Raw genomic sequence first — 26,513 nt, 5'->3', positions numbered from 1 at the left:
CCGTTGACCCGTGTTTTTTTGCAGCTTTTGCTGCCCCCGCCGCATGTCTGCAAATCCAGCCCGTTCACGCAAGCGCAACATAGTAATCCCGCGTCAGACCGGCTTGTCGACGCGCTGAGTCGTTGAACGGCGGTTTCAGCCGCCCTCGAAAATGGCGTTTTACAAGGATTTGGTAAGTTTCCGGCGGGTTTACGCCCAATCGGTTCGCCGCCGTGACGAACCAGCTTGTCCCCGCGCCGACATGGCGGATTTCGTCCCGCATGATTCGCCCCAGCATCTTCGCCGTCGCCAGGTCGCCCGCGCCTTCGAAACGGGTAATGGTCATGGGCGTGATGTCGAGCGCGCGCGCCTCCAGCACCATCGGCACGATGGCAAGCCGGGCCATGGCGTCATGCGCGGTTTCCTCCGCCGCTTCCCACAGGCCATCATGCGCGGGGAGCGCGCCATAATGGCTGCCCAGTTGCCGCAGCCGCCGGTCGAGCAGCGCGAAATGCATCGCCTCGTCGGCACCCACTCGCATCCAGTCGCTGGTGAAGGCGGGATCGAACTGCGCGCCGAACCGGCCGATCAGGTCGAAGGCCAGATCGATCGCGACATATTCGATATGCGCCAGCGCGTGGAGCATGGCGATGCGGGCGCGCAGCGATCCGCCCTTGCCCCGCCGGGGCATCTGGTTGGGCGGCAGCAGTTCCGGGCGGGTCGGCCGCGCCGGGCGATCGGGCATGGCCATATCGAAGCCATGGCGCAGCCGCCCCAGCCGCCAGCGCCGTGCCGCCGACCGCGCGGCCATCGCCTTGGCACGCGGATCGGCGGTCAGCAGGACGGCGCGGCAGGCGGCGGCGACAGTGCCGACCGCACCTTCCTCAACCAAGCGCCTGCACCGCCGCCAGCGCGTCGGCGGCATGGCCCTTCACCTTCACCTTGGGCCAGACCTTCACGATCCTGCCCTCGCCATCGATCAGGAAGGTCGACCGCTCGATCCCCATATAGTCGCGGCCATAGAGGCTCTTCTGCACCCAGGTGCCGAACGCCGCGCACAAAAGCCCCTCCTCGTCGGAGACCAGCGCAACCTTGAGGCCATATTTCTCGGCGAATTTCTTCAGCCTGGCCGGCTTGTCCTTCGATACGCCGACCACCGGCACATTGGCGGCGGCGAAATCCTCGGCCAACTCGGTGAACCCCTGCGCCTCGCTGGTGCAGCCGGGCGTGTCCGCCTTGGGATAGAAATAGAGGAGCAGCGGCGTGCCGCGATAATTGGCGAGGCTGGCGGGCTTCCCCTCGCTGTCATGGAACATCACGGTGGCGGGCGCGGTATCGCCTTCCTTCAGCATATCGGGTCTCCCTGGCGTTAAAATCGGCGGTGGTACGTCCTCATAGGGCGCAAGGCCGGCGGCGTCACCGGGGCGTGTCCGCATCCCCTTCCGACGTCAGTGCCGCCGCCGTCACCACAGCCTGCCACGCGCGCGCCACATCGGCCCGCGCCGCGTCATAGCGGGCGAGCAACGTCTCCCAATCGGGCACGTCGCAGGCACGGGCGACCAGTGGCCGCGTCGCCGCCGGCGGCTCATTGGATTTGGGCGATACCAGCCGGGAGACGATGAGCAGACGGGAGATGAGGGCATGGGCGGCCATCAGCTCCGGCGGCAATGCGCCCGCCGCGATCAGCATGGCCAGCGCCTCTTCCAGCTGGGGAGAGAATCCCTTGCCGCTGCGGAACTGGGTGACGTGGATCAGGAATTCCAGGTCGACCAGACCGCCGCTGACCAGCTTCGCGTCCAGCGGCCCGGCAGGCGGCTTGTGGGTGGCGATGTCGCTGCGCATCTTCACCGCGTCGCGCGTCAGCCGGTCCAGGTCGCGCGGCATGTGCAGCGTGTCGCTGACGATCTTTTCCACCGCCGCGCGCGCCTGCGCCGATCCGAAGACCGGCCGCGCCCGCGTCAGCGCCAGATGCTCCCACACCCAGGCTTCCTCGCGCTGATAGCGGGTGAAGCTGTCCAGGCTGACGCACAGCAGCCCCTGCTTGCCCGACGGGCGCAGCCGCGTGTCGACCTCATAAAGCGGACCGGACGCGGTCGGCACCGACAGCGCATTGGTCAGCCGCTGCGCCAGCCGGTTGAAATATTGGGTCGCGCCCAGCGGGCGGGCGCCATCGGACTCGGCCGCGAAATCGCCGGTGAACAGGTAGATGAGATCGAGGTCGGACGCATGGGTCAGCGCCCCGCCGCCCAGCCGCCCCAGCGCCAGGATGACCAGCTCGCCACCCGGCACCTTGCCATGCGCGCTCTCGAATTCGGTCACCGTCGCCTGCCCCAGCGCCTCGATCGCCGCTTCGGCCAGGCGCGAATAGCCGCGCGCCACGTCCAGCGGATCGGCAAGCCCGCGCACGATCTGCGCGCCCAGCGCGAAGCGCTTGTCGCCCACCTGCCGTCGCACCCGGTCCAACAGCGCCTGATAATCCTCGCCCGCCTCCAGCTGCGCCAGCTGCGCGGCCAGCGTCGGCACGTCAGGCACCGGATCGAAGGCGCTGGCGTCGATCAGGCCATCCAGCAATTCGGTGCGCCGGGCGAGCGCATCGGCCAAGGTCGGCGCATGGCTCAATATTTCGACGAGCAGCTGGACCAGCGCCGGGCGCGCGGCCAGCAGCTTGAAGAAGTTGATCGCGCTCGGCAGCCGGTCGATCATGTCGGTCAGGCGGTTGAGCGCCGTGGCGGGATCGGGCGCGGCGCCAAGCGCCGCCATCAGGCCGGGCAGCAGCGCCTCCAGCGCCTCGCGCGCCGCGGCGCTGCGCAGGGCACGCACGGAACCGTCGCGCCAATGGGCGATGCGGGCCATCGGCGCTTCGATCCCGGCAAAACCCATGGCCGCGATCTGATCGGCCAGCATGTCGGGATCGCGGCTCAACCGCGCATCCGCATCCTCGCGCACCAGCTTGTCGTAATTGGCACCGACCCATGTGACATCGAGCCTGAGCAGCGCGAGCAGCGCGTCGCCATCCTCCAGCCCGTGCAGCCGCGCGACATTGGTCAGGCTTTCGGGCAATTTGGGCAACTCGTGCGTCTGCCGGTCCTCCACCATCTGCAGCCGGTGCTCGATCGTCCGCAGCAACACATAGGCGTCGTCCAGATGCGCGGCATCCTCGGGCGGGACGATGCCGGCAACCGCCAGCGCCGCCAGCGCCTGCCGCGTCGCGCCCAGCCGCAGCGCCGGGTTGCGCCCGCCATGGATCAGCTGATGCACCTGCGCGAAGAATTCGACCTCACGGATGCCGCCGCGCCCGCGCTTCAGGTCGTAACCGGGGCCGAAGGCCTGACCGCTGGCATAGTGATCGCGGATGCGGCGGCTGATGTCGACAATCGCGTCGATCGCCCCGAAATCCAGGCTCCGGCGCCATATGAAGGGGCGGATCGCCTGCAGGAAATAGCGGCCCAGCGCGATATCGCCCGCCGCCGCGCGGCCACGGATGAAGGCCGCCTGCTCCCACCCCAGCGCCATCGATTCATAATAACCGATCGCCGCGTCCACCGGCAGCGCCACCGGCGTCGCCTCGGGCGAGGGTCGCAGGCGCAGGTCGACGCGGAACACATAGCCGTCGCCATCGCGCGCGGAGAGCAGCTCGCTCATCCGCCGCGTCAGCCGCACCGCCGCATCCACCGGCTCCTCGCGCGCGCTGTGCGGCAGGGTGTGGGGATCGAACAGGATGATCGGGTCGATATCGGAACTGTAATTGAGTTCGCGGCTGCCATGCTTGCCCAGCGCGATGACCGCCAGCCCCCGCACCGGCTCGCCGGGATAACGCTCGGCAAAGGCGGCGGCGAGCGCGGCCTCGATCGCCTCGTCGGCAAAATCGGACAGGCAGGTCGTCACCCGGTCCAGGTCCCAGGCGCCGGCAAGGTCGGCGATCCCCGTCACCAGCGCCAGCGCACCACGGCGCCAGCGCAGCGCCTGCGCGACGCTCGCCGCCCCCTCGCCCGCCGCGCGCGCCTGCGCCAGCGCCCCCGCCTCATCGCCAACCGCCAGCAGGCCGGCGATGCCCGCATGCCGGGTCATCAGCCGATTGAGAAAGGGCGCATGCGCCTCCGCCCGCGCGAGGCCCCCGGTCCAGTCAGCCGTCATGCCCGGCACCCCACGCAAACATCGTCACGTCGCAGGTGTAATGAGAGAAACTTTTGGGCCATGCGGCCGTTCTTTAGAACATGACTGAGCTCAGGCACAATCGGACGGCACAGGACAATGCGCAAAATGGCGCTGCGGGGCGCGCCATGCAGTTCGTGACCGTCGCCAGCCCCACGCCGCATGAGGGCGTCGGCTGCGCCCTGCGCAGCGCCTATGAGACGTCCCCACTCAGCCTGCCGGACGACATGGCGGCACTGATGAATCGGCTGAACCGGCTCTGACGCCGGCGACAAGGGGAACCAGCCACCCGGCAGGCCCTAATGCCCCTGGCTGAGCCGGTTCACATCGTCCATGATCTCGTCCAGCGCACTGGTCCCGGTGGTTTCCTGCGTCCTGCGCGAGGGCAGGTCGGCGCTTTCCAGCATATGTTCCAGCGCCGCGCGGCCCCGCGCCACCCGGCTCTTGATCGTGCCGACGGCGACGCCGCAGATCTCGGCCGCCTCCTCATAGGCAAAGCCGCCCGCGCCCACCAGGATCAGCGCCTCGCGCTGGGGCTGGGGCAATTGCAGCAGGGCGCGCTGCATGTCCGCCAGTTCGACATGCTTGTCCTGCCCCGCGGGCGCGGCCAGAAGCCGCTCCGCCGCCAGATCGTCCCACTCGCCGCGAAAGCGGGAGCGGCGCATCTGCGAGAGATAATGATTGCGCAGGATGATGAAGGTCCAGGCGCGCATGTTCGTGCCGGCCTGGAATCGGGAGCGGGCCGCCCATGCCTTCAACAGGGTTTCCTGCACCAGATCGTCCGCCGTATCCCGATTGCCCGATAACGATCGCCCGAAGGCGCGCAGATGGGGAATGACGGCGGCAAGCTCGCGCTTGAAGTCCGTATCGGACAGGGCTTCCCGGTCTTCCGCAGCGATCACCTCGGCAGGCGCATCGCCATGCGCCTGCTGCCGGTCGTCGTCCTGCTGCCGGCTCATGTCGATGCTCCGGCCGCATGGCGGGCCACTGTCCTGATCGCCAAAGTCCCGATCATCAGTGTCCCGATCGGTCGAAGAAACGCGGAGTGAGCCAAAATGGTTGAACCTGTCATCGCGATGAAGTCTGCGCCCCTCGGCCGCGCGGAGCCTGCCAAACCGGAAATGTCAGAAGACCCGATATACCAGCGACATGGCAATGACCGCCAGAGCGATGGACATCGCAAGGACATGGCGCGCGATATGCGGCATAGATCCTGCACGCACATCCTCCTCGCCAATATATCTTTCTTGCGGCAAGGGCCTTCTCCCTGTCGTTACGCAACAATAACGCCCGCGGGAAAGGCTGGTTCCGCCGGGCACGGATTTTCGCCCGGCCGGCTCATAACGACCGACCCGAAATGACCGGCCCGGAACGCCCGCCCCGGTCAGGCGGGCGCCGTCGCCTGATCGAAGAACAGCGCCTGCGCGATCGCGGCCTTCACCGTCGAGCGCTGGAACGGCTTGGTGATGAGGAAGGTCGGCTCCGGCCGCTCGCCCGTGAGCAGGCGTTCGGGAAAGGCGGTGATGAAGATCACCGGCACCGAGAATTCGCTCAGGATATCCTTCACCGCGTCGATGCCGCTGGAATCGTCCGCCAGCTGGATGTCCGCCAGGACAAGGCCGGGCCGCTGCGCCATCGCCTCGCGCACGGCCTCGTCGCGGGTGACGGCGATGGCCGTCACGTCATGGCCAAGGTCGCGGACGATCGTCTCGATATCCATGGCGATGATCGGCTCGTCCTCGATGATGAGCACGCGGGCGCGGGTCTGTTGCTCGATCTCGCCAAGCGCCTCGGCCAGCAGGGCGTCCACATCATCCTTGGAAAGGCCCATCAGATAGGCGCTGTCCTCGGGCGTGAAGCCTTCCATCGCGGTCAGCAGCAATGCCTGGCGCGACAGCGGCGTGATCCGCGCCAGGCGCGCACGGGCGATCGCCGCGCGGGCGCCGTCGTCGCCGGCGTCCGACGCATCTTCCTGGTGCGAGGACGACCAGATGACGTGGAAGGTACGGTACAGGCCCAGCCTTGGATCGACGTCGCGCGGAAACTGGTCCGGCGCCGCGACGATCGCCTCCAGCGTCGCGCGGACATAGGCATCGCCATGCGCCTGCGTGCCGGTCAGGGCCCGGGCATAGCGGCGCAGGAAAGGAAGATGGGGGTGAAGCTGCTGTCCAAGCGACATGATCTGTAATTACTCCCTGCCCTGTTCGGCGGCCTGCTGCTGGAGGGCAAGGATGGGGAGCACATGCCAGCTTGGCAAGCCCCCACGCCCCGCCGCGTCCACCCCGGCGGACAACCGGGAAAAAATGCGTGTCTGGAGGGAACCAACAAGCCCGCGATTTGTTTCACAGCCGTTCGGTTTTTTGCCATGAACCCTTGTCGCAGCGCTTTTTCCCTTGCGACGAAACGGCCCTTATGGTGGACGGAACGCGTGATTGGCCTTCGCTGTCCGCTGTGATGCGGTTGGAAAGTGACGTTCTGGTGATTTGGCGCGCTATGGCGAATGAATGGACGGGCAAAGGGGCGCATCTTGGCTTCTTCTGACACGCGATCAGGCAAACAGGCCAGGGCGGCAGGCAAGGGCAACGCTGGCGATCCGTCAGGTCGCCAACGGAGATCGGGTCAACAGGCAGCGGGCAAGCCGGGATCGGGCGGGCTGGGGCTGGACGGCGATGTCGGCAATGTGTTGCGTTCGGCCTATCAACAGACCGTCGAGGAAGCGATACCGCCGGAAATGCTCGACCTGCTGAGCAAGCTCGACTGAATGAGAAGGCCAAAGACAGGATGTCCCAGGCCGACACCCCTGTCAGGGGGCTAGTCCCCACCATTACCGGTTCGACAGGCGTCAAGATGTTCTTCATCCTGACGCTGGCCCTGTTCCCGCTCGGGCTGCTTGCCTTTCTCGCCTCGCTGCAGGCCATCCGCACCGCCGACCTGGAGAAGATGGCGCTGCTGCGCGTTGCCGCGACCCAGAGCGCGCGCAAGCTGTCGTCGGAACTGCTGTCGGACCAGGCGGCGCTCCGCCTGACCGTCAACACGCTGGCCAGCGGACGGACCGACACCGGCCTGTGCAAGCGTGCCGAAACCTTCCTCCATGCGCGATCCAACAGCGACACCCGCTTCGCCGTCTATGACCGGATGGGGCGCCGCTGGTGCGGATCGCCGCAGAAGGACATGCGGACCATTGCCGCGCAGCGCTTCTCCGGCCCCATGGCGGAACTGCTGCCCGGCGGGCAGACGCTGATGATGCGGATGCCCAGCAATGACGGCCGGCTGGTCGCGCTGACCTTTTACAGTCGCGCCTATCTCGACAGCCTGACCGATCCGGTGGCGGCCGTGCCCAACAGGCGCATCTGGCTGCAGCAGGGCAAGGCCCGCATCGACGTTTCCGACCCCGGACAGGGGCGATCCATGACCGCCGGCGACCGCTTCGCGCGCCGCATCTCCAACCAGGTGTCGGCCCGCATCGAGCCCACCGACATCGTCCTCACCATGATGGTCCACGATCCTCCGGTCACGCTGGCGCGCGCGCTGTCGCTGCTCCTGCCGCTGTTCATGTGGTTCGCGGCCGCCGCCATCGTGTGGGTTTTCGTCCACCGCCTGCTCATCCGCCCACTGGTGGAACTGCGCCGGGCGGTCGCCGGCTATCACCCCGGCGAGGTCATGGAACCGCTCAAGAAGATGCGCACCCCCGCGCGCGAGATCGCCGCGCTGGGCGAGACCTTTCGCGAAATCAGCGAAGACGTCGCCACCCATGAGGAGGAGATGGCGCAGAGCCTGGAACGGCAGCGCCGCCTGACGCGGGAGGTGCATCACCGCGTCAAGAACAACCTGCAGATCATCGCCAGCCTCATCAGCCTGCACGCCCGGTCGGCGCATGCGCCAGAAGCAATCGACGCCTATGCCTCCATCCAGCGCCGGGTCGATGCCCTGTCCGTCGTCCACCGCAACCATTATGCCGAGCTTGAGCAGACCCGGGGGGTGGGCATCCGCGCGCTGGTGAGCGAACTGTCCGCCAGCCTGCGCGCCACCAGCCCGCGCGAGGCCAGCGGCTTCGTGATCCAGGTGGACAGCGACGACCTGCATGTCAGCCAGGACGTCGCCGTCCCCATCGCCTTCCTCATCACGGAACTGGTCGAACTGGCGATGCTGATCGATCCGACGGCCATCATCAGGATCGCCGTGCGCGCCACGCACACAGCCGGCCGGGCCACGCTCAGCGTCTGTTCGCGCGCGCTCTGCCCTTCGGATGCGATGCAGGATCATCTGGATCGCCGCTTCGGCCGCGTCCTGACCGGGCTGGCGCGGCAATTGCGCGCGCCGCTCGACCATGACGAGAAAGAGGGCGTCTACACCATCGAGATTCCCGTCAGCGACTGAGGCGAAAGCCGTCGGGACCGGGAGCCTCAGACCTTGCGATAGCGCGCGCGGAAATCGGCAGCGAAGGCGGCAAAGCGGCCTTGTGCGATCGCATCGCGCATGGCCGCCATCAGCGCCTGGTAGAAATGGATGTTATGCTGGGTCATCAGCATCGCGCCCAGCATCTCCCCCGCCTTCACCAGATGGTGCAGATAGGCGCGGCTCCATGTCGCGCAGACCGGGCACCCGCATGCCTCGTCGATCGGCGCCTGATCCTCCGCAAAGCGGGCATTGCGGATGTTGAGCGGCCCGGCCCAGGTGAAGGCCTGTCCATTGCGGCCCGAGCGGGTGGGCAGCACGCAATCGAACATGTCGATGCCGCGCGCCACCGCGCCCACGATGTCGTCGGGCTTGCCCACGCCCATCAGATAGCGGGGGCGGTCCGCCGGCAGCATGTCGGGGGCGAAATCGAGCGTCGCGAACATCGCCTCCTGCCCCTCGCCCACGGCAAGCCCGCCCACGGCATAGCCGTCAAAGCCGATGTCGATCAGCTTTTCCGCCGAAACGCGGCGCAGGTCTTCGTTCAACGACCCCTGCTGGATACCGAACAGGGCCGCGCGCTCCGCATGATCGCCGCCCGCGTCGAAGCCATCGCGCGACCGCTTCGCCCAGCGCATCGACCGTTCCATGGACCTGGCGGCCTCGTCACGGGTGCAACCGTTTTTCGTGCATTCGTCGAATGCCATCACGATATCGCTGTCCAGCAGGCGCTGGATCTCCATCGAGCGCTCCGGCGTCAGCATGTGGCGCGATCCGTCGATATGGCTGGCGAAGGCGACCCCCTCCTCGCTCATCTTCGTGAGCGCGGACAGGCTCATCACCTGATAGCCGCCGCTGTCGGTCAGGATCGGGCGCTCCCAGCCCATGAAGCCATGCAGCCCGCCCAGCCGCGCGACGCGCTCCGCGCCGGGGCGCAGCATCAGATGATAGGTGTTGCCCAGGATGATGTCCGCGCCGGCCGCGCGCACCTCCGCCGGGCGCATCGCCTTCACCGTGGCGGCGGTGCCCACGGGCATGAAGGCGGGGGTGCGGATGTCGCCGCGCTGCATGGCGATCGTGCCGGTGCGCGCCTTGCCATCGGTGGCGGCAATGGAAAAGGCGAAACGGGGTGGATTCTGGGTGGCGCTCATGGCGCGCGATCTACGAGCGAATCATTGAAGGGACAAGGGCGTGCCGGAGGAGCGCCGCGCCTGCCTGCGCTCAGGCGCTGTAACGGCTCTGCCGCCGCGCGCCCGGCATGTCCGCCAGAACGGCGCCATTCTCCATCATCGCCTGTATCGTCGCGCGGGACTGGGGCTTGCATAACAGGAAGCCCTGGGCATTGGTGAAGCCCGCCGCGCGGGCATAATGCAGCTGGTTCACAGTCTCGATGCCCTCGGCCACCGTTTCCATCTCCAGCGCGCGGGCGAGCGATCCGATGGCGCGCACGATCGCCTGGTCCTCGCGGCTGTCGCGGATGCCCGCCATGAAGCTCTGGTCGACCTTGATCGTGTCGAAGCGGTGGGCGCGCAAATAGCTGAGCGAGGAATAGCCGGTGCCGAAATCGTCGAGCGCCAGGCGCAGGCCGATGCGGCGCAGGTCGTCTAGCATCCGGCTGCTATAGCCGCTCTGGTCCAGGAAGACCGATTCGGTCACTTCCAGTTCCAGCCGACGGGCGGGCAGGCCGGTTTCCAGCAGCGTGCCGATGACCGTCGACGGCAGATCGCCGGACTTCAACGACACCGCCGAGACGTTCACCGCAACGCGCACGCTGTCGGGCCATTGCATGGCGGCGGTGCAGGCTTCCCGCACCACCCATGCGGTGATCGGCTCGATCATGCCGATGCTCTCGGCCACCGCGATGAATTCGGCCGGCGAAATCTGGCCCATGACTGGATGGTGCCAGCGCAGCAACGCCTCGCAGGAGATGATCTCGCCGCTTTCCAGCCCGACGATCGGCTGGAAGACGACGCTCATCTCGCCATTGTCGATGGCGCGGCGCAGGCCGTTTTCCAGCTCATGATCGCGGCTGAAGCGTTCCTTCATCGACCAGGTGAAGCTCGCCGCGCGGTTGCGCCCGCGCCGCTTCGCTTCATACAGCGCGACATCGGCATGCTGCAGCACTTCATCGCCATCGCGCCCATCCTGCGGGGCGACGGCGATGCCGATGGACGCGGTCGCGGCGAGCGCATGGCCATCCACGTCGAAGCCGTCGGCAAAGGCGGATAGGATGCGGTTGGCATGGGCCTGCGCCTGGTTGCGCCCGGCGCCCGGACAGATGATCACGAATTCATCGCCGCCGAAGCGGGAGACATGGCCGTCCTCCCCCAGCACCGCGCTCAGCCGTTCGGCCGCGGCCAGCAACAGCCGATCGCCCACGATATGGCCGAGCGAATCGTTGATCTCCTTGAAACGGTCCAGGTCCATCCACAGGATCGCCAGCGCGTCATGCACCTTGTCGTTTTGCTCCAACAGCGCGTTGAGCCGCGCCTGCATCGCCATCCGGTTCTCGACCCCGGTCAGGCTGTCGAAGCGGGCGAGCACGCCATATTGATCGGCCATCAGCCCCTTTTCCCGCTGTTCGCGAAAGGCCTTGAGCACGATGGAATGGGTGGTCATGCTGACTTCCGCCAGCCCAAGGACCATCAGCACCAGCCCCACGGCCAGCACGCGATAGCCTTCGCCGCCATGCAGCCACAGGCCGATGATCGTCGGCCACAGCAACAGGCAGCTCTGGCCGATGGCGATCTGAAGCCGGCCGGCATTGCGCCCCGCGGCGGCCCCGGCATGCCCCACGGCCAGCGCCACCGTCAGCAGGTGCAGGACCGCGATGTCGGAGCGGTACAGGGCGGCAAAGGCCAGAAGCCCCAGCAATGCGGCATAAAGCCAGGCCCCCAGCTCATAGGCCCGTTCCCAGCGGCGCGATGGCCGCACGCGACGCTGGGGTCGCCGCCAGGAGAAAAACATCGACAGGCCCGTCCGGACGAGCGCCACCACGCAGACCAGCACGACCAGCAGGTCGATCACCGGATCATGGGCGATTCTGGCGATGGCAAGGCCGATGCCACACCCCGCCAGCGCCCCGACAAGCAGCGACCGGGGAGACGCGTACAGCGTTTCGATCAGGCTGCGCCCGACATCGGCGTCAGGGTCCGATGCGCCCGCGCGGCGGGCCTGCCAGGAGGTGAAGAGTTCGCGCAGTTGCATGGGGTCTCCATTGGCCCATCACGCTGATGCACATGGCAGTGTTGTTTTTTCGTAAATGTCGAAGCAAATCAGACGGCAAGCGCGGGGGCCGCGGGCACGCCCGCAAGGTCGAGCGACCATGTCTCCCCCTCCACCGGCGCGCCGAAATGATCGTGGACGTCCACGCTGATGCGCACAAAGCCGGCCCCGGCATAGATCCGCCGCGCACTTTCCAGCACGCTGTGCGTCCACAACAGGACTCGCGCATAGCCCGTCGCCCGCGCAAAGGCGATGCATTGGGCGACAAGCGCCCGGCCGATGCCCAGCCCGCGCGCATCCGCCTCGACATAGAGCAGCCGCAGCCGGGCGGTGTCCGCATGGGCATGGGCATCCGCGCCCCGATCTTCCGTCAGCAGCACGGAGCCGAGCATCCGCCCCTCGCCCTGCGCGATCCAGCACTGTTCGCGCGCCGGCGTGAAATCGCGCAGGAAGTCGGCAACGACCTGATATTCAAGCTGTTCCAGCGGCCGGCCCCAGCCATGCCCCTCCGCATAGATGCGGCTTTGCCGGGCGGCCAGCATGCCGAGATCGCCGGGCGCGAACGGGCGGATCGACCATGTCCGGGGCGGATCGCCAAGCAGGGAGCGGATCGTCGCCAGCGCTTCGATCAGGCATTTGCGCTGGTCGGCTCCAAGCGGCGCGAGGGCATCTTCCACATCGGCGCGGGTCCGCGCGTCCAGCGCCGCGAATGCCGCGCGCCCCGCATCGGTCAGGCCGATCGGCCGTTGCCGCGCATCCTCACCCCGCCCGCGCATGATCCAGCCACGCTTCTCGAAATCGCGCAGCATCCGGCTGACATAACCCGAATCGAGCCCAAGCCGCTCCTGCAGCGCACTGGCCAGCACCCCGTCGCCCTGCGCGATTTCATACAGCAGGCGCGCGGCCGTCAGCCCCATGTCGCTGCCCATGTAACGCGGCTGCAACGCGCCCACGAAGCGGGTGTGGAAGCGGTTGAAGGCACGCAGCGCAAGGACGGCATCGGTCATGCCTGCCTGCTAACGACAATTGCCTGACAATGTCAACTAATCGGATGTCACGGCAACAGCAGCGACGCATCCCCGTAACTGTAGAAACGATAGGCGTCAGCGATCGCATGGGCATAGGCTGCCTGCATGACGTCGCGGCCCATCAGCGCGCTGACCAGCATGAACAGGGTCGAGCGGGGGAGGTGGAAATTGGTGACGAGGCCGTCGACCGCGCGGAAGCGGTAGCCCGGCGTGATGAAGATGCGGGTTTCCGCCGCGAAGGGCTCTATCACCCCATCATCCCGTGCGGCGCTTTCCAGCGTGCGCAGGCTGGTGGTGCCCACCGCGATCAATCGCCCGCCGGTCGCGCGTACCGCATTAAGGCGCGCGGCCGTCTCCGCGTCGATCCGGCCCCATTCGGCGTGCATGCGATGGTCCTGGGTATCCTCTGCCTTGACCGGCAGGAAAGTGCCCGCCCCCACATGCAGCGTCAGCGTTTCCACGCCGATGCCCGCCGCGGCGATGGCCTGCATCAGCGCGGGCGTGAAATGCAGCGCGGCGGTGGGCGCGGCCACGGCGCCATCCTCCTTCGCGAACAGCGTCTGGTAATCCTCGCGGTCGCGCGCATCGACGGGGCGCTTGCTGGCGATATAGGGCGGCAACGGCATGCGCCCCGCCCGCTCCAGCAACAGTTCGACCGGCGCCTCGCCCTCGAAATCCAGCGTCACGCCGCCATCCTCGTCGCGCGGCCCTGCGATAGCGGTGACGCCCGCGCCGAAGTCGATCCGGTCGCCGGCCTTCACCCGCTTGGCGTTGCGCAGGAACGCCTGCCAGGCGCGCGGGCCAAGGCGCTTGTGCAAGGTGGCGCCAATACGCGCCTCGCCGCGCATGCCCTCCAGCTGGGCCGGGATGACACGCGTGTCGTTGAAGACGAGGCAATCGCCCGCGCGCAGCAGGCCGGGCAGGTCGGTCACGACCCTGTCGGCCATCGGCGCCTGCCCATCGCCTTTCCCTTCCACCAGCAACAGCCGCGCCGAATCGCGTGGCGAGGCCGGGCGCAGGGCGATGCGCTCGGGTGGCAGGTCGAAATCGAACAGATCAACGCGCATGGGGTCGGGCATCCTGCAACCGGTCGCCCTTCTTGCCGAAGGCGCGACCGGAAGGCGGTGCGTCAGCGCTTGCGCGGCGGCAGGGTCGCCGGCGTGGCCGGCAGCGTCGGCGGCACGGCGGGCGGCGGCGCGAGCATGGCGGGCGGCGCCTTGCCATCCGATTCGATCGACGCCTGGACGATCGTCGCGGGATTGGCGGGCGGCTCGCCGCGCGGGATGGCGTCGACATATTGCATGCCTTCGATCACGCGGCCGAAGACGGTGTATTTCTTGTCGAGCTGCATGCGCGGCAGCAGCACGATGAAGAACTGGCTGTTCGCGCTGTCCTCGCTCGCGGCGCGCGCCATCGACACGGTGCCGCGCAGATGCGGCAGCATGTTGAATTCGGCCTTCAGGTCGGGCAGCGTCGATCCGCCGGTGCCGTCGCCCTTGGGATCGCCGCCCTGCGCCATGAAGCCTTCGATGACGCGATGGAATTTCAGGCCGTTGTAGAAGCCCTGGCGCGTCAGCTCCTTGATCCGGGCGACATGGCCGGGCGCGACATCGGGGCGCAGCTGGATGCGCACACGGCCGCCGGTCGACAGGTCGAGATCCCAGATATTCTGCGGGTCCTGCGGCACGACCGCATCGGGGATCTTGCTCTTCTCGGCCTCGTTCAGTACCTTCGCCGCGTCTTCCGCCGCCTGCTGCACCTGCGCCTTGTGCGCTTCGTCCACCTTGCCCTGCGCCAGTGCGGGCGTGGCGTTCACGCCAACAGCCAGCATCACCGCCAGCGCCAGACTTTTCAAACCCTTGGGAAACGCCATCGTGTCACTTCTCTCCAGCCCCTGCCCGGGGCAACCGGCTCCCGCGCGCTTATGGCAACGCGGATGAATGGTCCCTGAGCGGATCAGGAGCCCTTTCGTCCCAGCTGCTCTACCCGCTCGATCACATCCTCGCAAACCTTGGCACTCACGAATTTGCGGATCGGCCCGCCGAACAGCGCGATCTCCTTCACCAGCCGCGACGCGATGGGCTGCAGCGAGACGTCCGCCATCAGGAACACCGTCTCGATGCTCTGGTTGATCTGCTGGTTCATGCCCGCCATCTGATATTCATATTCGAAGTCGGCAACCGCGCGCAGGCCGCGGATGATCACGCTGGCCCCCTCGCGCTCGGCAAAGGTCATCAGCAGCGCGTCGAAGGCCACGACATGGATTTCGGTGTCGATGTCCGCGCATTCGCGCCGCACCATGTCCAGCCGTTCCTCCAGGCTGAACATCGGCGACTTGCTGGGGTTGGTGGTCACGCCGATGACGAGCCGGTCGACCAGCTTCGCCCCCCGGCGGATGATATCCATATGCCCCAGCGTGACCGGGTCGAATGTGCCCGGATACACGCCGACACGGGGCTGATACGTCTCGCTCATCCTCAACGGTCCCTTTCAACGACATAGTCGGCAATGGCGCGCAGCAGGTCGGCCTCCGGCCCGAAGCCGTGCAGATGCGCCTTGGCCTGTGCGACCAGCATCAGCGCCTGTTCGCGGGCACGCGGGGCGCCCAGCAGCGACACGAAGGTTTCCTTGCCCGCCGCGGCATCCTTGCCCAGCGCCTTGCCGGCACGGGCAGCATCCCCCTCCACGTCCATCAGGTCGTCCACGATCTGGAAGGCGAGGCCGATGTCGCGGGCATAGCCGTGCAGGCCCGTCCGCCCTTCCACCGGCAACCGCGCCATGATCGCGCCCGCTTCCACGCAGAAGCCGATCAACGCGCCGGTCTTGAGCTGTTGCAGCCGGGTGACGGTGGGCAGGTCGAAACTCGCCCTTTCGGCCTCCAGGTCCATCATCTGCCCGCCCGCCATGCCGGCCGGGCCGCTGGAGATCGCCAGCGCGCGAATCAGCTCGCAGCGCACGAACGGATCTTCATGCGCCACGGGATCGGCCAGGATTTCGAAGGCCAGGTCATGCAGGCAATCGCCGGCAAGGATCGCTGTCGCCTCGTCATAGGCGACATGGACCGTCGGCTTGCCCCGGCGCAGATCGTCATCGTCCATCGCCGGCAGATCGTCATGCACCAGCGAATAGACATGAATGCACTCGACCGCGAGGCCGACGCGCACCGCCGATTCGTTCGCGATGTTGAACAGGTCGCAGGTCGCGCGCACCAGCAAGGGGCGCAACCGCTTGCCGCCGCCGATCGTCGCATGGCGCATCGCATCATACAGGGTACGGCGCGGATCGTCCGGCACGGACAACAGCGAATCGAACGCCGCGTCGATGGCCTGCGCCGTTTCGGCGGCGGCCTGCGCGATCATCGGCGCGTCGATGCTGTCCACCCTGCCCCCGCTCCGCCCGGGCCGACTCAGCCGCCGCCGAAGGGCTGGGCGCCGGAAACGGCACCGCCCGCGTCGACCGTCAGCTTCTGGATCTTGGCTTCGGCATCGGCCAGGCGGCGCGTGCATTGGGCGCGCAGCTTTTCCCCGCGGGCATAGAGCGCAATCGATTCGTCCAGCGGCACATCGCCGCTTTCCAGCTTGCGCACGATCATTTCCAGTTCGCGCAACGCTTCCTCGAACGTCAGTTCGGCAAAGCCCGCGTCTTCCGTTTCAGCATCCATGGCCTTGCATTGGCCTTGGGGGCGGGCGCGGTCAAGCCTTTGACCGATCAGCCAAGCGGCCTGAAGCGCCGGTTCGGCGCCTGTCACACGGCGATCATGCGGTTATCGCGCGACTGTCACATGGTTGTCATGCCGCCATGCACAATTTCGGTTGAACGCCTTATTGCAAGAAAACTTCAGTTTGCCGTTGACGGGTGATGCTGCAACCGCACATATGAGTCTCGCTATGAAACTTTATATCCCTCTCCTCGCCGTTGCCCCGCTGATCCTTCTTTCGGCCTGTGGCAAATCCGAACCCGAAGTCGTGGGCGGCCCTGCCGATCCCATGGCGACCCAACTTGCGAACGCGGCGCCCGTAGCGCTGCCGCCGTCGGTGAAGGCCAACAAGACCTATCGTTGCAAGGACAACAGCCTGCTCTTCGTCGACTTCATGTCGGACGACGTGACCGCGAACCTGCGCACCGAAAAGGCCGGCACGCCGACCAAGCTGGTCGCCCCCGAAGCGGGCAAGCCCTTCACGGCTGCAGGCGGCTTCGAAGTGTCGGGCAGCGGCAGCACGATCACCGCGACCGTGCCCGGCAAGGCAGCGCAGAGCTGCAAGGCCTGATACCGGACTCGACACCGGCGCAGTCCTGACATTCCATCTTCCCCGGACATGGGCCGGATCTGGCAGCAGATCCGGCCCTTTTGCTTGGGATTTCAGCCGGCCGCGCCGTCCTCGACCTGCGTGATCGGATCGGCGCCAAAGCGATTGGGGCCGCGCGTGCCGCTGATGATGAAGAACACCATCAGCACAAGCCCGCCGATCAGCGGGATAATGCCGATCAGCAGCCACCAGCCGCGCCGGTCGGTATCGTGCAGCCGTCGCACCCCGACCGCCAGATAAGGGATCAATATGGCGAGCGCGAACAGCCCGGTCAGCGGCCCGCCGCTGCTGTGATAGCCCGCGCTTGCCCACCACGGCCCGCGCTGGGCCCAATGTTCGGTGGTGCTCAGGCCCAACATGCCTTCCACCACGGCGATGACGACGAAGCCGATCAGCAGGAACAGGAAGAACATCCAGAATTCCCTGGGCCGCGCCCGGCCACTGAATTGCGCATAGCGACGCAGCGGCAACAGCATCCAATCCATGATCGTCCCCTCTCTCACATCCGGCACGGATCATTCCATAGCATGGATGTGCTCTGCAAGGCGCGCGACGGTTGTCTATCCCCCCCGCGCCCGCTAAAGGCGCGGCAATCCCGCATTGCACCTTCGCAAACCAATGGAGCGCGTCTTGGCCATCACCCCGGAAATCGTCGCCGAGCATGGCCTTTCGCCAGAGGAATATGATCGCGTCCTCCATGCGCTGGGCCGCGAACCGAATCTGACGGAACTGGGCATCTTCTCGGTGATGTGGTCGGAGCATTGCTCGTACAAATCCAGCCGCATCCACCTCAAGAAGCTGCCGACCGAGGGCCCGCAGGTGATCTGCGGCCCCGGCGAGAATGCCGGCGTGGTCGACATCGGCGACGGTCAGGCCGCGATCTTCAAGATGGAGAGCCACAACCACCCGTCCTATATCGAGCCCTATCAAGGCGCGGCGACGGGCGTGGGCGGCATCCTGCGCGATGTGTTCACCATGGGCGCCCGGCCGATCGCCAACATGAACGCGCTGCGCTTCGGCCGGCCCGATCACCCCAAGATGCGCCACCTCATCAGCGGCGTCGTGTCCGGCATCGGCGGCTATGGCAATTGCGTGGGCGTGCCGACCGTGGGCGGCGAGGTGAATTTCCACCCCGCCTATGACGGCAACATCCTGGTCAACGCGATGACCGTGGGCGTCGCGGACACGGACAAGATCTTCTATTCGGCCGCATCGGGCATCGGCAATCCGATCGTCTATGTCGGGTCGAAGACCGGGCGCGACGGCATCCATGGCGCGACCATGGCGTCGGCGGATTTCGGCGAAGATTCGGACGCCAAGCGCCCCACCGTGCAGGTCGGCGACCCCTTCACCGAAAAGCTGCTGATCGAAGCCTGCCTGGAGCTGATGGCGTCGGACGCGATCGTCGCCATTCAGGACATGGGCGCGGCGGGCCTCACCTCCTCCAGCGTCGAGATGGCGTCGAAGGGCGGCGTCGGCATCCGGCTGGACATGGACAAGGTGCCCCAGCGCGAAATTGGCATGACGGCCTATGAGATGATGCTGTCGGAAAGCCAGGAGCGCATGCTCATGGTGCTCAAGCCCGGCAAGGAAGCCTTTGCCGAGGCGATCTTCCACAAATGGGAGCTGGATTTCGCGGTGATCGGCGAAGTCACCGACACCGGCCGCATGGTCCTTGTCCACCATGGCGAGACGGTGTGCGACATTCCGCTCGCGCCGCTGGCCGACGACGCGCCGCTCTACGACCGTCCCTCCGTCTCACGTGAGGAATACAAGGCATGGGCCGGCGTGAAGCCGCTCGAGAGCGTGCCGGAATCGGCGGACGTCGGTGCGGACCTGCTCAAGCTGATGGGCTCGCCGGACATCGCCAGCCGCCGGTGGATCTGGGAACAATATGACCATATGGTCGGCGCCGATACGATCCAGCGCCCCGGCGGCGACGCGGCGGTCGTGCGGGTGCATGGCACCCAAAAGGGCATCGCGATCAGCACCGACTGCACGCCGCGCTATTGCTATGCCGACCCCTATGAAGGCGGCAAGCAGGCGATCGCGGAATGCTATCGCAACATCTCGGCCGTGGGCGCGACCCCGCTCGCCGTCACCAACTGCCTCAACTTCGCCAATCCGCAGCGCCCCGAGATCATGGCGCAGCTGACCGGCTGCCTGGAGGGCATGGGCGACGCCTGCCGCGCCTTCGACTTCCCGATCGTGTCGGGCAATGTCAGCCTGTACAATGAAAGCAAGGCGACCGGCGGCGGCAGCGCCATCCTGCCTACGCCCGCGATCGGCGGCATCGGCCTGCTTCCCGACATCGACGTGATGGCGACCGTCGCCTTCAAGGCCGAGGGCGAGGACATCTTCCTGATCGGCGGCCCCGGCACGCATCTGGGCCAGTCGATCTGGCTGCGCGAACTGCATGGCCGCGAGGAAGGCGCACCGCCGCCCATCGATCTGGCCGCCGAGCGCGCCCATGGCGATGCGGTCCGCGCGCTGGTGCAGGCCGGCACCGTGACCGCCGTGCATGACATTTCCGACGGCGGCCTGCTGGTCACGGTCGCGGAAATGGCGCTGGCGGGGAAGATCGGCGCGACGCTCGATCCGCTGGGCACGGCGGCGGCGTTCGGCGAGGATCAGGGCCGCTATGTCGTCACCGCGCCGGCCGGCACTGCCATTGCGGGCGCGCTGCGTATCGGCACCACCGGCGGCGACAGCGTGGCGGGCGTGGCGCTCGCCGACCTGCGCGCCGCGCATGAGGGCTTCTTCCCCGCACTGATGGACGGCTGATCGGGTGGGGATAGCGCGCCGCCGTCGCAAAATTGCGGCGGCGCAGCATGGATGCGGTTTCTTGGCAGGGAAATGTCTCTAATATGATGGAAACGAAGTTCATGACATCGAAAGGTCGTCACCCTGAACTTGGTTCAGTGCAGCCGAGTCACGTGCCTCGACTGCACATTTCTCCCCACATTCTGCGTCACCCGGAGGCGCAATGGATGCTGAAACGAGTTCAGCATGACGATTTCTATGTGACGAATTTCAGGTCCAGATAACTAGCGTGTAGACCCATGCCCGAGAGCCTGCCTGCCCTTCGATGCCTCACCTGTTCCGCGCCCTTCTGATACTCCTTGGCTGCGTCGCGCTGACCGCCGCTGCCCTGCCGACGAACAGGCCGACGCCCGGCTATGTGCGCGTGAGGTTCGTCACGTCGGACGGACCCATCGTACTGGCGCTCGACGCCCGCCGCGCGCCCAGGACCACCGCCAATTTCCTCGCCTATGTCGATGACGGCCGCTTCGACGACACCAAATTCTACCGCTCCGCCCCGCGCAAGGCGGACCCGAAGCGCGGCTTCATCCAGGGCGGCATCGGCACGGAGGCGCGCCGCACCCTGCCGCCGGTCGCGCATGAACCGACGAACGTCACCGGTATCCGCCATCTGGACGGCACCATCTCCATGGCGCGGGGCGGACCGCCCGGAACGGCGATGGGCAATTTCTTCATCACGCTGGGGCCGGTGGAATATATGGACGCGCGCGGCGACAATCCGGGCTATGCCGCCTTCGGCCATGTCGTCGCCGGCATGGACACGGTGCGCCGCATCCTTGCCGAGCCCATTGGCGGCGGCACCGGGCCGATGAAGGGCCAGATGATCCTGAAACCCGTCCGCATCATCACCGCGCGCAGGCTGGACGGCATTGCCAGGCCGACAGGCGGCCCGCGCCCCTGGCTGATCAAGGTGCCGCAGCGCAAACCCAATCCCGACGCCCGCTGACGTCGGGCGGATCAATCCGGCAGCCGCGTCACCCGGCCGAACAGCACATGATAGCCGTCGCGCGCACCGGCCGCATCGAACGCCGCCATGACCGCCCGGAGCTTCGCCGGGGCCAGCGGCGCCCGTCCCTTGATCGGCACGACCGCGCCGATGCCCTTCAAATGCGCGATCAGCCCCCTGGCGCTGCCGCAATCGAGCGGATAATCCTCATCGAAGGCGAAGGCATCGGGATAGCGCACCAACATCGCCTGCAGCGCGCCCAGAGTGGGATAGGCGGGCACGCCGGCCTCTGCCCCGCAGGCGGCATGGGCGGCGCGCCATCCGGCAAAGCTGCGCGCGCCCATGGTCGAGAAGATCAGGCTGCCCCCCGGCCGCAGCAGCGCGACCAGCCGGTCGATCGCCCGCGCCATATCGTCGAACCACTGGAAGGCGAGGCTGGAGAGGATGAGGTCGAACCAGGGCCCTTCGAACCAGGGCTGTTCGCCATCCATCGGCAGGAAGGTGCCGGCCAGCATCGCGCCATCGGCCGTGCGGCCGACCATTTCGGGCGCAAGATCGGTCGCCACCAGTTCCGCCTGCGGCCAGATCGCCTGGATATCGCGGGTCAGGAAGCCGGTGCCGCAGCCAAGCTCCAGCACGCGCAGCCGCTGGCCCGCGACGCCGGCCATATGCGCCTGCCGTTCGGCCAGTTCGGCAACCGCGCGCGCCACGGTGCGTTGCACGCCGGCATGATCCTCATAGCCCGCCGCCGCCGCGCCGAAGGCACTGCCGATTCGCTGCTTGCGCCCCGTGTCCATGGCGACCGTCTGTGGCAGAGCCGCCGCGCCAAGGCCAGCATGACGGGGCGCCTTGGCCCCTCCTCCCATCGGCAAGCCCTCTGGACAGCAGCAGCCTCATCGGACTAGCGTCCGCGCCCTTGGAAACCGGGAGATCGACAGCAATGGCCAGCATCGCCATGGCGCCGCGCCACGACAGCATGGATGTGGTCCGCGGCTTTGCCGTGATGGGCATCCTGCTGCTCAACATCATCGCCTTTGCGATGCCGTCGGCAGCCTATCTCAATCCGCTGGCCTGGGGCGGCGGCGATCCGGCCGACCTTTCCGCCTGGGCCATCGCGCAGATACTGTTCGACGGCAAGTTTCGCGGCCTGTTCAGCCTGATGTTCGGCGCATCCATGCTGCTGGTGATGGAACGGGCGGCGATGGCGGGCGAAGATCCCCGCGCGGTGCATTTCAACCGCATCTTCTGGCTGCTGCTATTCGGCCTTGCCCATCATCTGCTGCTCTGGTGGGGGGATGTGCTGGCCCTCTATGCGCTGTGCGGCAGCGTGGCCGTGTTCTTCGCACGCAAATCGGCCGGCAGCCTGACCAAGCTCGCCTTCCTTTTCTTCGGCCTGCACATCCTGCTCTGCGGCCTCTTCGCCGTGTCGCAACTGCACATGCGCAGCGTCGCCACCGCGCCTGGCGCCTCCGTCGAGGATGTCCGCCGCTATGCGGATACGGTCGAGGGCTTCGCCGCGCCGGGTTCTCCGAAAATCGCGGAGGAACTGGCGATCTATGGCGGCGATTATGCGGGCATGCTCGCGCATCGCATCCATGGCTTTGCCGGGGAGATGATCGGCAGTACGCTGTTCAACCTGTTCGACACGATCGGCATGATGCTGCTCGGCATGGCGATGCTGAAATCGGGCTTCCTGACCGGCAGCTGGCCCCCGGACCTCTACCGGCGGACCATGCGCCATTGTTTCCTGATCGGCTTTCCGCCCATGATCCTGCTCACCGCCTGGGTGTGGCATGGCGGGTTCGATACGCTCGACACCTTCCTGCTGTTCATCCTCTACGCCTTTCCCTTCCGCATCCCGCTGGTGGTGGGATATGCGGCGCTGTTCACATGGATCGCCACGACCCATGCCGGGCATCCGCTGATCTTGCGGGTCCGCGCGGTGGGACGGGCGGCCTTTTCCAACTATCTGGGCACCAGCCTCGTCATGACGACGGTCTTCTACGGCTATGGCCTTGGCCTGTTCGGCAAGGTGGATCGCGCGCCGGTCTATCTCTTCGTCATCGCCGCCTGGGGGCTGATGCTGCTGTGGTCCAAGCCCTGGCTGGACCGATTCGCCTATGGCCCCTTCGAATGGCTGTGGCGCACCTTGGCGCGCCGCCGCCTGCAGCCGATGCGACGAACCGCTTCGCAATAAGCAAATTTACTATTGCGAGCTATTATCAGTATCGCTATCTCCATGGGACAGGAGCGCGACTGATGGTTGTTTGTGTCTGCAATGCGATTCGGGAAAAAGACCTTCGGGAAGCCGCGCGCGATGGCGCCGAAAGCCCGTGCAGCGCCTATGCCCGCTTCGGTCGCCGGCCCAAATGCGGCCAGTGCGTGTCCTTCGCCCGCTCCATCATCGCCGCCGAGCGCGCCACCATCTGAGCCGTTGGGCGGTCCGGCCCAACGCGAACATGCCCTGGGAATGCGAAGCACCCGCAGATGACATAAGGGCAAAGCCCGCGACCGCTTCGCAGTCTCACCGCAAAAAATGGCGGATTTCCTAGGGTTTTACCTTAACAATTGCGCCCCGCTCGCCTATCATGGTGCATTATATTCCAAACAGGCGGAGCATCCCCATGAAGGGCGACCCCAAGGTCATCGACTATCTGAACGACGTGCTCAAGAATGAGCTGACGGCGATCAATCAATATTTCCTGCATTACCGCATGCTCAGCCATTGGGGCATCAAGAAGCTCGCCAAGTTCGAATATGAAGAATCGATCGACGAGATGAAGCATGCCGACAAGGTGGCGGATCGCATCCTCTTCCTCGACGGCCTGCCCAATTTCCAGCTGCTGGGGCGTCTGAAGATCGGCGAGACGGTCGAGGAAATCCTGAAGGCCGACCTGGAGCTGGAATATGAGGCGCTGCCCGTGCTCCGGGATGCGATCCAATATTGCGAGCAGATCCGCGACTATGTGAGCCGCGACCTGTTCCAATATATCCTCGAAAGCGAGGAAGAGCATGTCGACACGCTGGAAACCCAGTTCGAGCTGATCGAACGCATGGGCATCCAGAATTATATCCAGCTGCAGTCGGAAGCCGCCGAAGGCTGACGGACGGGCAAGGCATGATGGCCAGGGCGGAGGCCTTTCCACCCGGCTGCGCCATCCCCTGTCCCCCAAGGAAATGCGCGCCGGCTGGTCCTGCCTGGAGTCCATCTTCAGGTGGAGCCGGCGTCATGGACGACCGCGGGGCAAAAGGGTGGTTCTGGCGGGCGGTTCCGCCATGTCGGCACCGAAGCCAGGGAAACCGCAGTCAATCAAGGACATGGAACGGTTGATCTGATCGTATCAGATCAACCGCTCTAAAAGCGCGCTGCGTTACATCTGGCGCAGGGCGCGGGCTCATTCTCTGTTGTCGCATCGTTTCTTGCGCAAAACCGATTCCCACTTCTGCGCACGATGCTCTAATGCCGGTTCAGGCCCTGGCCAAAGCCCGCGCCGTCGCGGCGGCCGAAAGCGGAGGGGCGGCGGGCCACCAGCGGGCTGGAATCGCTTTCCAGCGCGGCCAGCGTTTCCTCGAAACAGCGGCGCAGCTCGACCACCGTCTCGATCAGCTCTTCGGGGCTTTCATGATATTCCACGCAGCGGCGGGCGACCAGTTCGATCTCTTCGGCCATCAGGCCAAGCCGCTCGCCGCCGAACTGCCGCGATTCGCCTTTCAGCGTATGCGCGGGCATCACCAGCGCGGCGGCATTGCGGCCGCGCATCGCTGCTTCGATCGCGCCGACGGATTTGATGCCGTCCTCGCGGAAATAGCCGAGGATACGGACGAATCCCGCGCCCAGTTCGGTGCGGGCCTGCTGGAAATCTTCCCAGCTGATCAGCCTGGTATCATGATAACCCACCTGCCGCTCCCTCAACGCATGCAAGACCTGCTTGCTGGAGAGTGTAAGATTGTCGGGGTAAATGTGGGGTTAAAGCGCGCCCGGCCGCGCTGGCCGAGGGCTCAGCAGGAAATATGGCCCTTCGGGCAACAGGCTTTGGGCACAATCCCAGCCGCGCGCCGAGGCCAGCGCCGCCAGTTCCCCCGGCGCAATCGGGTCATCGGCGATCACCGCGACGGAGGCCGCGCCCTCACGGATCGCCCGCGCCGCGCGCAGCGCCGGCCAGGGGCAGCGCATCCCGCGCGCATCGATTCGCACCATTGTGGCGGGAAACGGCTGGTCTTCGTCAGCGATTGCCATAGGGGTTGCTCTGGGTCCGCAGGGTCAGGCGCACCGGCACCGCGCCAAAGCCCAGTTCACGGCGGATGCCGTTCACCAGATAGCGGCGATAGCTTTCGGGCAGCATATCCAGCCGGGTGCCGAACAGGATGAAGCCGGGCGGGCGGGTCTTCGCCTGGGTGATGTAGCGCAGCTTGATGCGCTTGCCGCCGGGCGCCGGCGGTGGATTGGCCTCCAGCGCGCGCTCGAACCAACGGTTGAGCGTGCCGGTGGAAACACGCTGCGACCAGGCGGTGCGGGTTTCGAAGGCCACCTTGATCAGGTCGTCCAGCCCCTTGCCGGTCGCGCCCGACACGGTCATCAACGGCACGCCGCGCACCTGCGCCAGCCCGTCCTCCAGCGCCTTTTTCACGCCCTGATAGAGCGCGGAGCCATGCTCCACCGTGTCCCACTTGTTGAGCGCGATCACCAGCGCGCGGCCTTCCTCCAGCACCCGGTCCGCGATCCGCAGGTCCTGCGCTTCAAGGCCGCGCGTCGAATCGAGCAGCAGCACGACGACCTCGGCGAAATTGACGGCGTTGAGCCCATCGGTGACGGCGAGCTTTTCCAGCTTGTCCTGCACCTTGGCGCGCTTGCGCATGCCGGCGGTGTCGATCAGCCGCACCGGGCGATCATTGCCCTCATAATCGGTCCACAGCCAGTCGACGGCGATGCTGTCGCGGGTGATGCCCGCTTCCGGCCCGGTCAGCAGGCGATTTTCGCCCAGCAGCTTGTTGATGAGCGTGGACTTGCCGGCATTGGGCCGGCCGACGATGGCCAGCTTGAGCGGCGCGGCCTCCATATCGGCCTCGCTCAGCTCTTCCCGCGCGCCCTCTTCATCCTCTTCCTCGCCCTCACGGTCCAGAAACGGCAACAGCGCCTGGAACAGGTCGGCCAGGCCCTGGCCATGTTCGGCGGAGAACGGAATGGGCTCGCCCAGACCCAGGCTGAACGCTTCCATAACGCCGTCGTCGCCGGCCTTGCCTTCCGCCTTGTTGGCGACCAGCACGACGGGGGCATGGCCCTCGCGCAGCCAGCGGGCGATCTCTTCGTCCAGCGGCGTGACGCCGACCCGCGAATCGATCAGGAACAGCGCAACGTCGCAGCTTTCCACCGCCGCCTGCGTCTGCATCCGCATCCGGCCGGGCAGGGTCTGCGGATTTTCATCCTCATAGCCCGCCGTATCGATGATGCGGAAATCCAGGCCGAGCAGATGCGCCTGCGCCTCACGACGGTCACGGGTGACGCCCGGCTGATCGTCGACCAGCGCGAGCTTCTTGCCGACAAGGCGGTTGAACAGGGTGGATTTGCCCACATTGGGGCGGCCTACGATGGCGACTGTTGGCAGCATGGCGCGGCCTTATCATCCTTTTCCGCAATTGCGGCGTATAAAAACATCGCCC

27 protein-coding genes are annotated in these 26,513 nt (G+C 66.5%); 9 read left to right on the top strand and 18 right to left on the bottom strand.

Features of this window, described 5'->3' with window-relative positions:
* Positions 1-64: 64 nt before the first annotated feature.
* The 3 genes from WFP78_RS02800 to WFP78_RS02790 all read right to left on the bottom strand — a co-directional run bounded on the left by WFP78_RS02800 (position 65) and on the right by WFP78_RS02790 (position 4,113).
* Positions 65-871, bottom strand: coding sequence for a ferritin-like domain-containing protein (locus WFP78_RS02800; protein ID WP_419722897.1), 807 nt, complete (start codon positions 869-871; stop codon positions 65-67).
* On the bottom strand, positions 864-1,331 hold the full coding sequence (bcp, locus tag WFP78_RS02795; protein ID WP_336958437.1) for a thioredoxin-dependent thiol peroxidase: 468 nt from the start codon (positions 1,329-1,331) through the stop codon (positions 864-866). Before bcp ends, WFP78_RS02800 begins: the two co-directional genes overlap by 8 nt.
* 64 nt (positions 1,332-1,395) lie before the next feature.
* Entirely contained in the window at positions 1,396-4,113 is a 2,718-nt protein-coding gene (locus WFP78_RS02790; RefSeq protein WP_336958435.1) for a bifunctional [glutamine synthetase] adenylyltransferase/[glutamine synthetase]-adenylyl-L-tyrosine phosphorylase, read from the bottom strand.
* 80 nt (positions 4,114-4,193) lie between these two features.
* Here WFP78_RS02790 and WFP78_RS02785 point away from each other — a divergent pair, with 80 nt between their 5' ends.
* Complete coding sequence (locus WFP78_RS02785) at positions 4,194-4,394, top strand: hypothetical protein (protein WP_336958433.1); 201 nt, start codon at positions 4,194-4,196, stop codon at positions 4,392-4,394.
* A 36-nt stretch (positions 4,395-4,430) separates the two neighbouring features.
* Here the strand turns inward: WFP78_RS02785 and WFP78_RS02780 are convergent, their stop codons facing one another.
* Together WFP78_RS02780 and WFP78_RS02775 are read right to left on the bottom strand one after the other, a co-directional pair.
* On the bottom strand, positions 4,431-5,090 hold the full coding sequence (locus WFP78_RS02780) for a sigma-70 family RNA polymerase sigma factor (protein ID WP_336958431.1): 660 nt from the start codon (positions 5,088-5,090) through the stop codon (positions 4,431-4,433).
* Between the two features lie 425 nt (positions 5,091-5,515).
* The gene (locus WFP78_RS02775; protein WP_336958429.1) at positions 5,516-6,310 is read right to left on the bottom strand and encodes a response regulator; all 795 of its coding nucleotides are present in this window, start codon (positions 6,308-6,310) and stop codon (positions 5,516-5,518) included.
* A 348-nt stretch (positions 6,311-6,658) separates the two neighbouring features.
* Here WFP78_RS02775 and WFP78_RS02770 point away from each other — a divergent pair, with 348 nt between their 5' ends.
* Both WFP78_RS02770 and WFP78_RS02765 read left to right on the top strand, forming a co-directional pair.
* A complete protein-coding gene (locus WFP78_RS02770) occupies positions 6,659-6,892 on the top strand; it encodes a NepR family anti-sigma factor (protein ID WP_336958427.1) in 234 nt (77 codons plus the stop codon).
* 86 nt (positions 6,893-6,978) lie between these two features.
* Positions 6,979-8,508 carry a sensor histidine kinase gene (locus WFP78_RS02765; protein WP_336958876.1) on the top strand — a complete coding sequence of 510 codons (1,530 nt, stop codon included), beginning with the start codon at positions 6,979-6,981 and terminating at the stop codon, positions 8,506-8,508.
* Positions 8,509-8,534: 26 nt separating this feature from the next.
* On the opposite strand, the gene tgt is transcribed toward WFP78_RS02765, so the two are convergent.
* From tgt to WFP78_RS02725, 8 genes are all read right to left on the bottom strand, one after another.
* A complete protein-coding gene (tgt, locus tag WFP78_RS02760; protein ID WP_336958425.1) occupies positions 8,535-9,677 on the bottom strand; it encodes a tRNA guanosine(34) transglycosylase Tgt in 1,143 nt (380 codons plus the stop codon).
* Positions 9,678-9,747: 70 nt separating this feature from the next.
* Entirely contained in the window at positions 9,748-11,733 is a 1,986-nt protein-coding gene (locus tag WFP78_RS02755; protein ID WP_336958424.1) for a putative bifunctional diguanylate cyclase/phosphodiesterase, read from the bottom strand.
* A gap of 68 nt (positions 11,734-11,801) precedes the next feature.
* Positions 11,802-12,758 carry a bifunctional helix-turn-helix transcriptional regulator/GNAT family N-acetyltransferase gene (locus WFP78_RS02750; protein ID WP_336958421.1) on the bottom strand — a complete coding sequence of 319 codons (957 nt, stop codon included), beginning with the start codon at positions 12,756-12,758 and terminating at the stop codon, positions 11,802-11,804.
* 47 nt (positions 12,759-12,805) lie between these two features.
* Positions 12,806-13,846: a tRNA preQ1(34) S-adenosylmethionine ribosyltransferase-isomerase QueA gene (queA, locus tag WFP78_RS02745; RefSeq protein WP_336958419.1), complete on the bottom strand. Its 1,041-nt coding sequence runs from the start codon at positions 13,844-13,846 to the stop codon at positions 12,806-12,808.
* 62 nt (positions 13,847-13,908) lie between these two features.
* On the bottom strand, positions 13,909-14,652 hold the full coding sequence (locus tag WFP78_RS02740) for a peptidylprolyl isomerase (RefSeq protein WP_336958417.1): 744 nt from the start codon (positions 14,650-14,652) through the stop codon (positions 13,909-13,911).
* Between the two features lie 83 nt (positions 14,653-14,735).
* Positions 14,736-15,254 carry a pantetheine-phosphate adenylyltransferase gene (gene coaD, locus WFP78_RS02735; protein WP_336958415.1) on the bottom strand — a complete coding sequence of 173 codons (519 nt, stop codon included), beginning with the start codon at positions 15,252-15,254 and terminating at the stop codon, positions 14,736-14,738.
* 2 nt (positions 15,255-15,256) lie between these two features.
* Positions 15,257-16,138, bottom strand: a complete 882-nt coding sequence (locus WFP78_RS02730) for a polyprenyl synthetase family protein (protein WP_336958874.1) — start codon at positions 16,136-16,138, stop codon at positions 15,257-15,259.
* Positions 16,139-16,185: 47 nt separating this feature from the next.
* Positions 16,186-16,440: an exodeoxyribonuclease VII small subunit gene (locus WFP78_RS02725; protein ID WP_336958413.1), complete on the bottom strand. Its 255-nt coding sequence runs from the start codon at positions 16,438-16,440 to the stop codon at positions 16,186-16,188.
* Positions 16,441-16,666: 226 nt separating this feature from the next.
* Between WFP78_RS02725 and WFP78_RS02720 the strand changes: the two genes are divergently transcribed.
* Positions 16,667-17,047, top strand: a complete 381-nt coding sequence (locus WFP78_RS02720; RefSeq protein ID WP_336958411.1) for a hypothetical protein — start codon at positions 16,667-16,669, stop codon at positions 17,045-17,047.
* A gap of 92 nt (positions 17,048-17,139) precedes the next feature.
* On the opposite strand, the gene WFP78_RS02715 is transcribed toward WFP78_RS02720, so the two are convergent.
* Positions 17,140-17,571, bottom strand: a complete 432-nt coding sequence (locus WFP78_RS02715) for a DUF805 domain-containing protein (protein ID WP_336958409.1) — start codon at positions 17,569-17,571, stop codon at positions 17,140-17,142.
* A gap of 133 nt (positions 17,572-17,704) precedes the next feature.
* Between WFP78_RS02715 and purL the strand changes: the two genes are divergently transcribed.
* The gene (purL, locus tag WFP78_RS02710; protein WP_336958407.1) at positions 17,705-19,870 is read left to right on the top strand and encodes a phosphoribosylformylglycinamidine synthase subunit PurL; all 2,166 of its coding nucleotides are present in this window, start codon (positions 17,705-17,707) and stop codon (positions 19,868-19,870) included.
* Between the two features lie 304 nt (positions 19,871-20,174).
* Positions 20,175-20,855: a peptidylprolyl isomerase gene (locus WFP78_RS02705; protein ID WP_336958405.1), complete on the top strand. Its 681-nt coding sequence runs from the start codon at positions 20,175-20,177 to the stop codon at positions 20,853-20,855.
* 11 nt (positions 20,856-20,866) lie between these two features.
* Here WFP78_RS02705 and WFP78_RS02700 read toward each other — a convergent pair whose 3' ends face one another.
* Entirely contained in the window at positions 20,867-21,652 is a 786-nt protein-coding gene (locus WFP78_RS02700) for a methyltransferase domain-containing protein (protein ID WP_336958403.1), read from the bottom strand.
* 143 nt (positions 21,653-21,795) lie between these two features.
* Here WFP78_RS02700 and WFP78_RS02695 point away from each other — a divergent pair, with 143 nt between their 5' ends.
* The 3 genes from WFP78_RS02695 to bfr all read left to right on the top strand — a co-directional run bounded on the left by WFP78_RS02695 (position 21,796) and on the right by bfr (position 23,959).
* Positions 21,796-23,052 (top strand): DUF418 domain-containing protein, encoded by a 1,257-nt coding sequence (locus WFP78_RS02695; protein ID WP_336958401.1) that lies wholly within the window; start codon positions 21,796-21,798, stop codon positions 23,050-23,052.
* Between the two features lie 62 nt (positions 23,053-23,114).
* Positions 23,115-23,285, top strand: a complete 171-nt coding sequence (locus WFP78_RS02690; protein ID WP_336958399.1) for a (2Fe-2S)-binding protein — start codon at positions 23,115-23,117, stop codon at positions 23,283-23,285.
* A gap of 194 nt (positions 23,286-23,479) precedes the next feature.
* Complete coding sequence (bfr, locus tag WFP78_RS02685) at positions 23,480-23,959, top strand: bacterioferritin (RefSeq protein WP_336958397.1); 480 nt, start codon at positions 23,480-23,482, stop codon at positions 23,957-23,959.
* Between the two features lie 353 nt (positions 23,960-24,312).
* On the opposite strand, the gene WFP78_RS02680 is transcribed toward bfr, so the two are convergent.
* From WFP78_RS02680 to der, 3 genes are all read right to left on the bottom strand, one after another.
* Entirely contained in the window at positions 24,313-24,753 is a 441-nt protein-coding gene (locus tag WFP78_RS02680) for an Hpt domain-containing protein (protein WP_336958395.1), read from the bottom strand.
* Between the two features lie 69 nt (positions 24,754-24,822).
* Entirely contained in the window at positions 24,823-25,092 is a 270-nt protein-coding gene (locus tag WFP78_RS02675) for a sulfurtransferase TusA family protein (RefSeq protein WP_336958394.1), read from the bottom strand.
* Positions 25,079-26,461, bottom strand: coding sequence for a ribosome biogenesis GTPase Der (gene der / locus WFP78_RS02670; RefSeq protein WP_336958392.1), 1,383 nt, complete (start codon positions 26,459-26,461; stop codon positions 25,079-25,081). Before der ends, WFP78_RS02675 begins: the two co-directional genes overlap by 14 nt.
* Between the last annotated feature and the right edge of the window lie 52 nt (positions 26,462-26,513).

The organism is Sphingobium aquiterrae, from assembly GCF_037154135.1.
In the GTDB taxonomy this organism is placed as follows: Bacteria; Pseudomonadota; Alphaproteobacteria; order Sphingomonadales; family Sphingomonadaceae; genus Sphingobium; species Sphingobium aquiterrae.
Note: the sequence above shows the minus strand (reverse complement) of the source record. Positions and strands in the feature narration are given on the sequence as shown.

Bases quoted from the DNA above. Each gene is read 5' to 3' on its own strand.
- WFP78_RS02790 (WP_336958435.1), bottom strand. From the start codon at position 4,113: ATGACGGCTGACTGGACCGGGGGCCTCGCGCGGGCGGAGGCGCATGCG.
- der (WP_336958392.1), bottom strand. From the start codon at position 26,461: ATGCTGCCAACAGTCGCCATCGTAGGCCGCCCCAATGTGGGCAAATCC.
- WFP78_RS02755 (WP_336958424.1), bottom strand. From the start codon at position 11,733: ATGCAACTGCGCGAACTCTTCACCTCCTGGCAGGCCCGCCGCGCGGGC.
- WFP78_RS02705 (WP_336958405.1), top strand. From the start codon at position 20,175: ATGCCTCACCTGTTCCGCGCCCTTCTGATACTCCTTGGCTGCGTCGCG.
- coaD (WP_336958415.1), bottom strand. From the start codon at position 15,254: ATGAGCGAGACGTATCAGCCCCGTGTCGGCGTGTATCCGGGCACATTC.
- WFP78_RS02700 (WP_336958403.1), bottom strand. From the start codon at position 21,652: ATGGACACGGGGCGCAAGCAGCGAATCGGCAGTGCCTTCGGCGCGGCG.
- queA (WP_336958419.1), bottom strand. From the start codon at position 13,846: ATGCGCGTTGATCTGTTCGATTTCGACCTGCCACCCGAGCGCATCGCC.
- WFP78_RS02675 (WP_336958394.1), bottom strand. From the start codon at position 25,092: ATGGCAATCGCTGACGAAGACCAGCCGTTTCCCGCCACAATGGTGCGA.
- WFP78_RS02720 (WP_336958411.1), top strand. From the start codon at position 16,667: ATGAAACTTTATATCCCTCTCCTCGCCGTTGCCCCGCTGATCCTTCTT.
- WFP78_RS02730 (WP_336958874.1), bottom strand. From the start codon at position 16,138: ATGATCGCGCAGGCCGCCGCCGAAACGGCGCAGGCCATCGACGCGGCG.
- bcp (WP_336958437.1), bottom strand. From the start codon at position 1,331: ATGCTGAAGGAAGGCGATACCGCGCCCGCCACCGTGATGTTCCATGAC.
- tgt (WP_336958425.1), bottom strand. From the start codon at position 9,677: ATGAGCGCCACCCAGAATCCACCCCGTTTCGCCTTTTCCATTGCCGCC.
- WFP78_RS02725 (WP_336958413.1), bottom strand. From the start codon at position 16,440: ATGGATGCTGAAACGGAAGACGCGGGCTTTGCCGAACTGACGTTCGAG.
- WFP78_RS02750 (WP_336958421.1), bottom strand. From the start codon at position 12,758: ATGACCGATGCCGTCCTTGCGCTGCGTGCCTTCAACCGCTTCCACACC.
- WFP78_RS02740 (WP_336958417.1), bottom strand. From the start codon at position 14,652: ATGGCGTTTCCCAAGGGTTTGAAAAGTCTGGCGCTGGCGGTGATGCTG.
- WFP78_RS02765 (WP_336958876.1), top strand. From the start codon at position 6,979: ATGTTCTTCATCCTGACGCTGGCCCTGTTCCCGCTCGGGCTGCTTGCC.
- WFP78_RS02695 (WP_336958401.1), top strand. From the start codon at position 21,796: ATGGCCAGCATCGCCATGGCGCCGCGCCACGACAGCATGGATGTGGTC.
- WFP78_RS02775 (WP_336958429.1), bottom strand. From the start codon at position 6,310: ATGTCGCTTGGACAGCAGCTTCACCCCCATCTTCCTTTCCTGCGCCGC.
- WFP78_RS02715 (WP_336958409.1), bottom strand. From the start codon at position 17,571: ATGGATTGGATGCTGTTGCCGCTGCGTCGCTATGCGCAATTCAGTGGC.
- WFP78_RS02785 (WP_336958433.1), top strand. From the start codon at position 4,194: ATGACTGAGCTCAGGCACAATCGGACGGCACAGGACAATGCGCAAAAT.
- WFP78_RS02690 (WP_336958399.1), top strand. From the start codon at position 23,115: ATGGTTGTTTGTGTCTGCAATGCGATTCGGGAAAAAGACCTTCGGGAA.
- WFP78_RS02780 (WP_336958431.1), bottom strand. From the start codon at position 5,090: ATGAGCCGGCAGCAGGACGACGACCGGCAGCAGGCGCATGGCGATGCG.
- purL (WP_336958407.1), top strand. From the start codon at position 17,705: ATGGAGCGCGTCTTGGCCATCACCCCGGAAATCGTCGCCGAGCATGGC.
- bfr (WP_336958397.1), top strand. From the start codon at position 23,480: ATGAAGGGCGACCCCAAGGTCATCGACTATCTGAACGACGTGCTCAAG.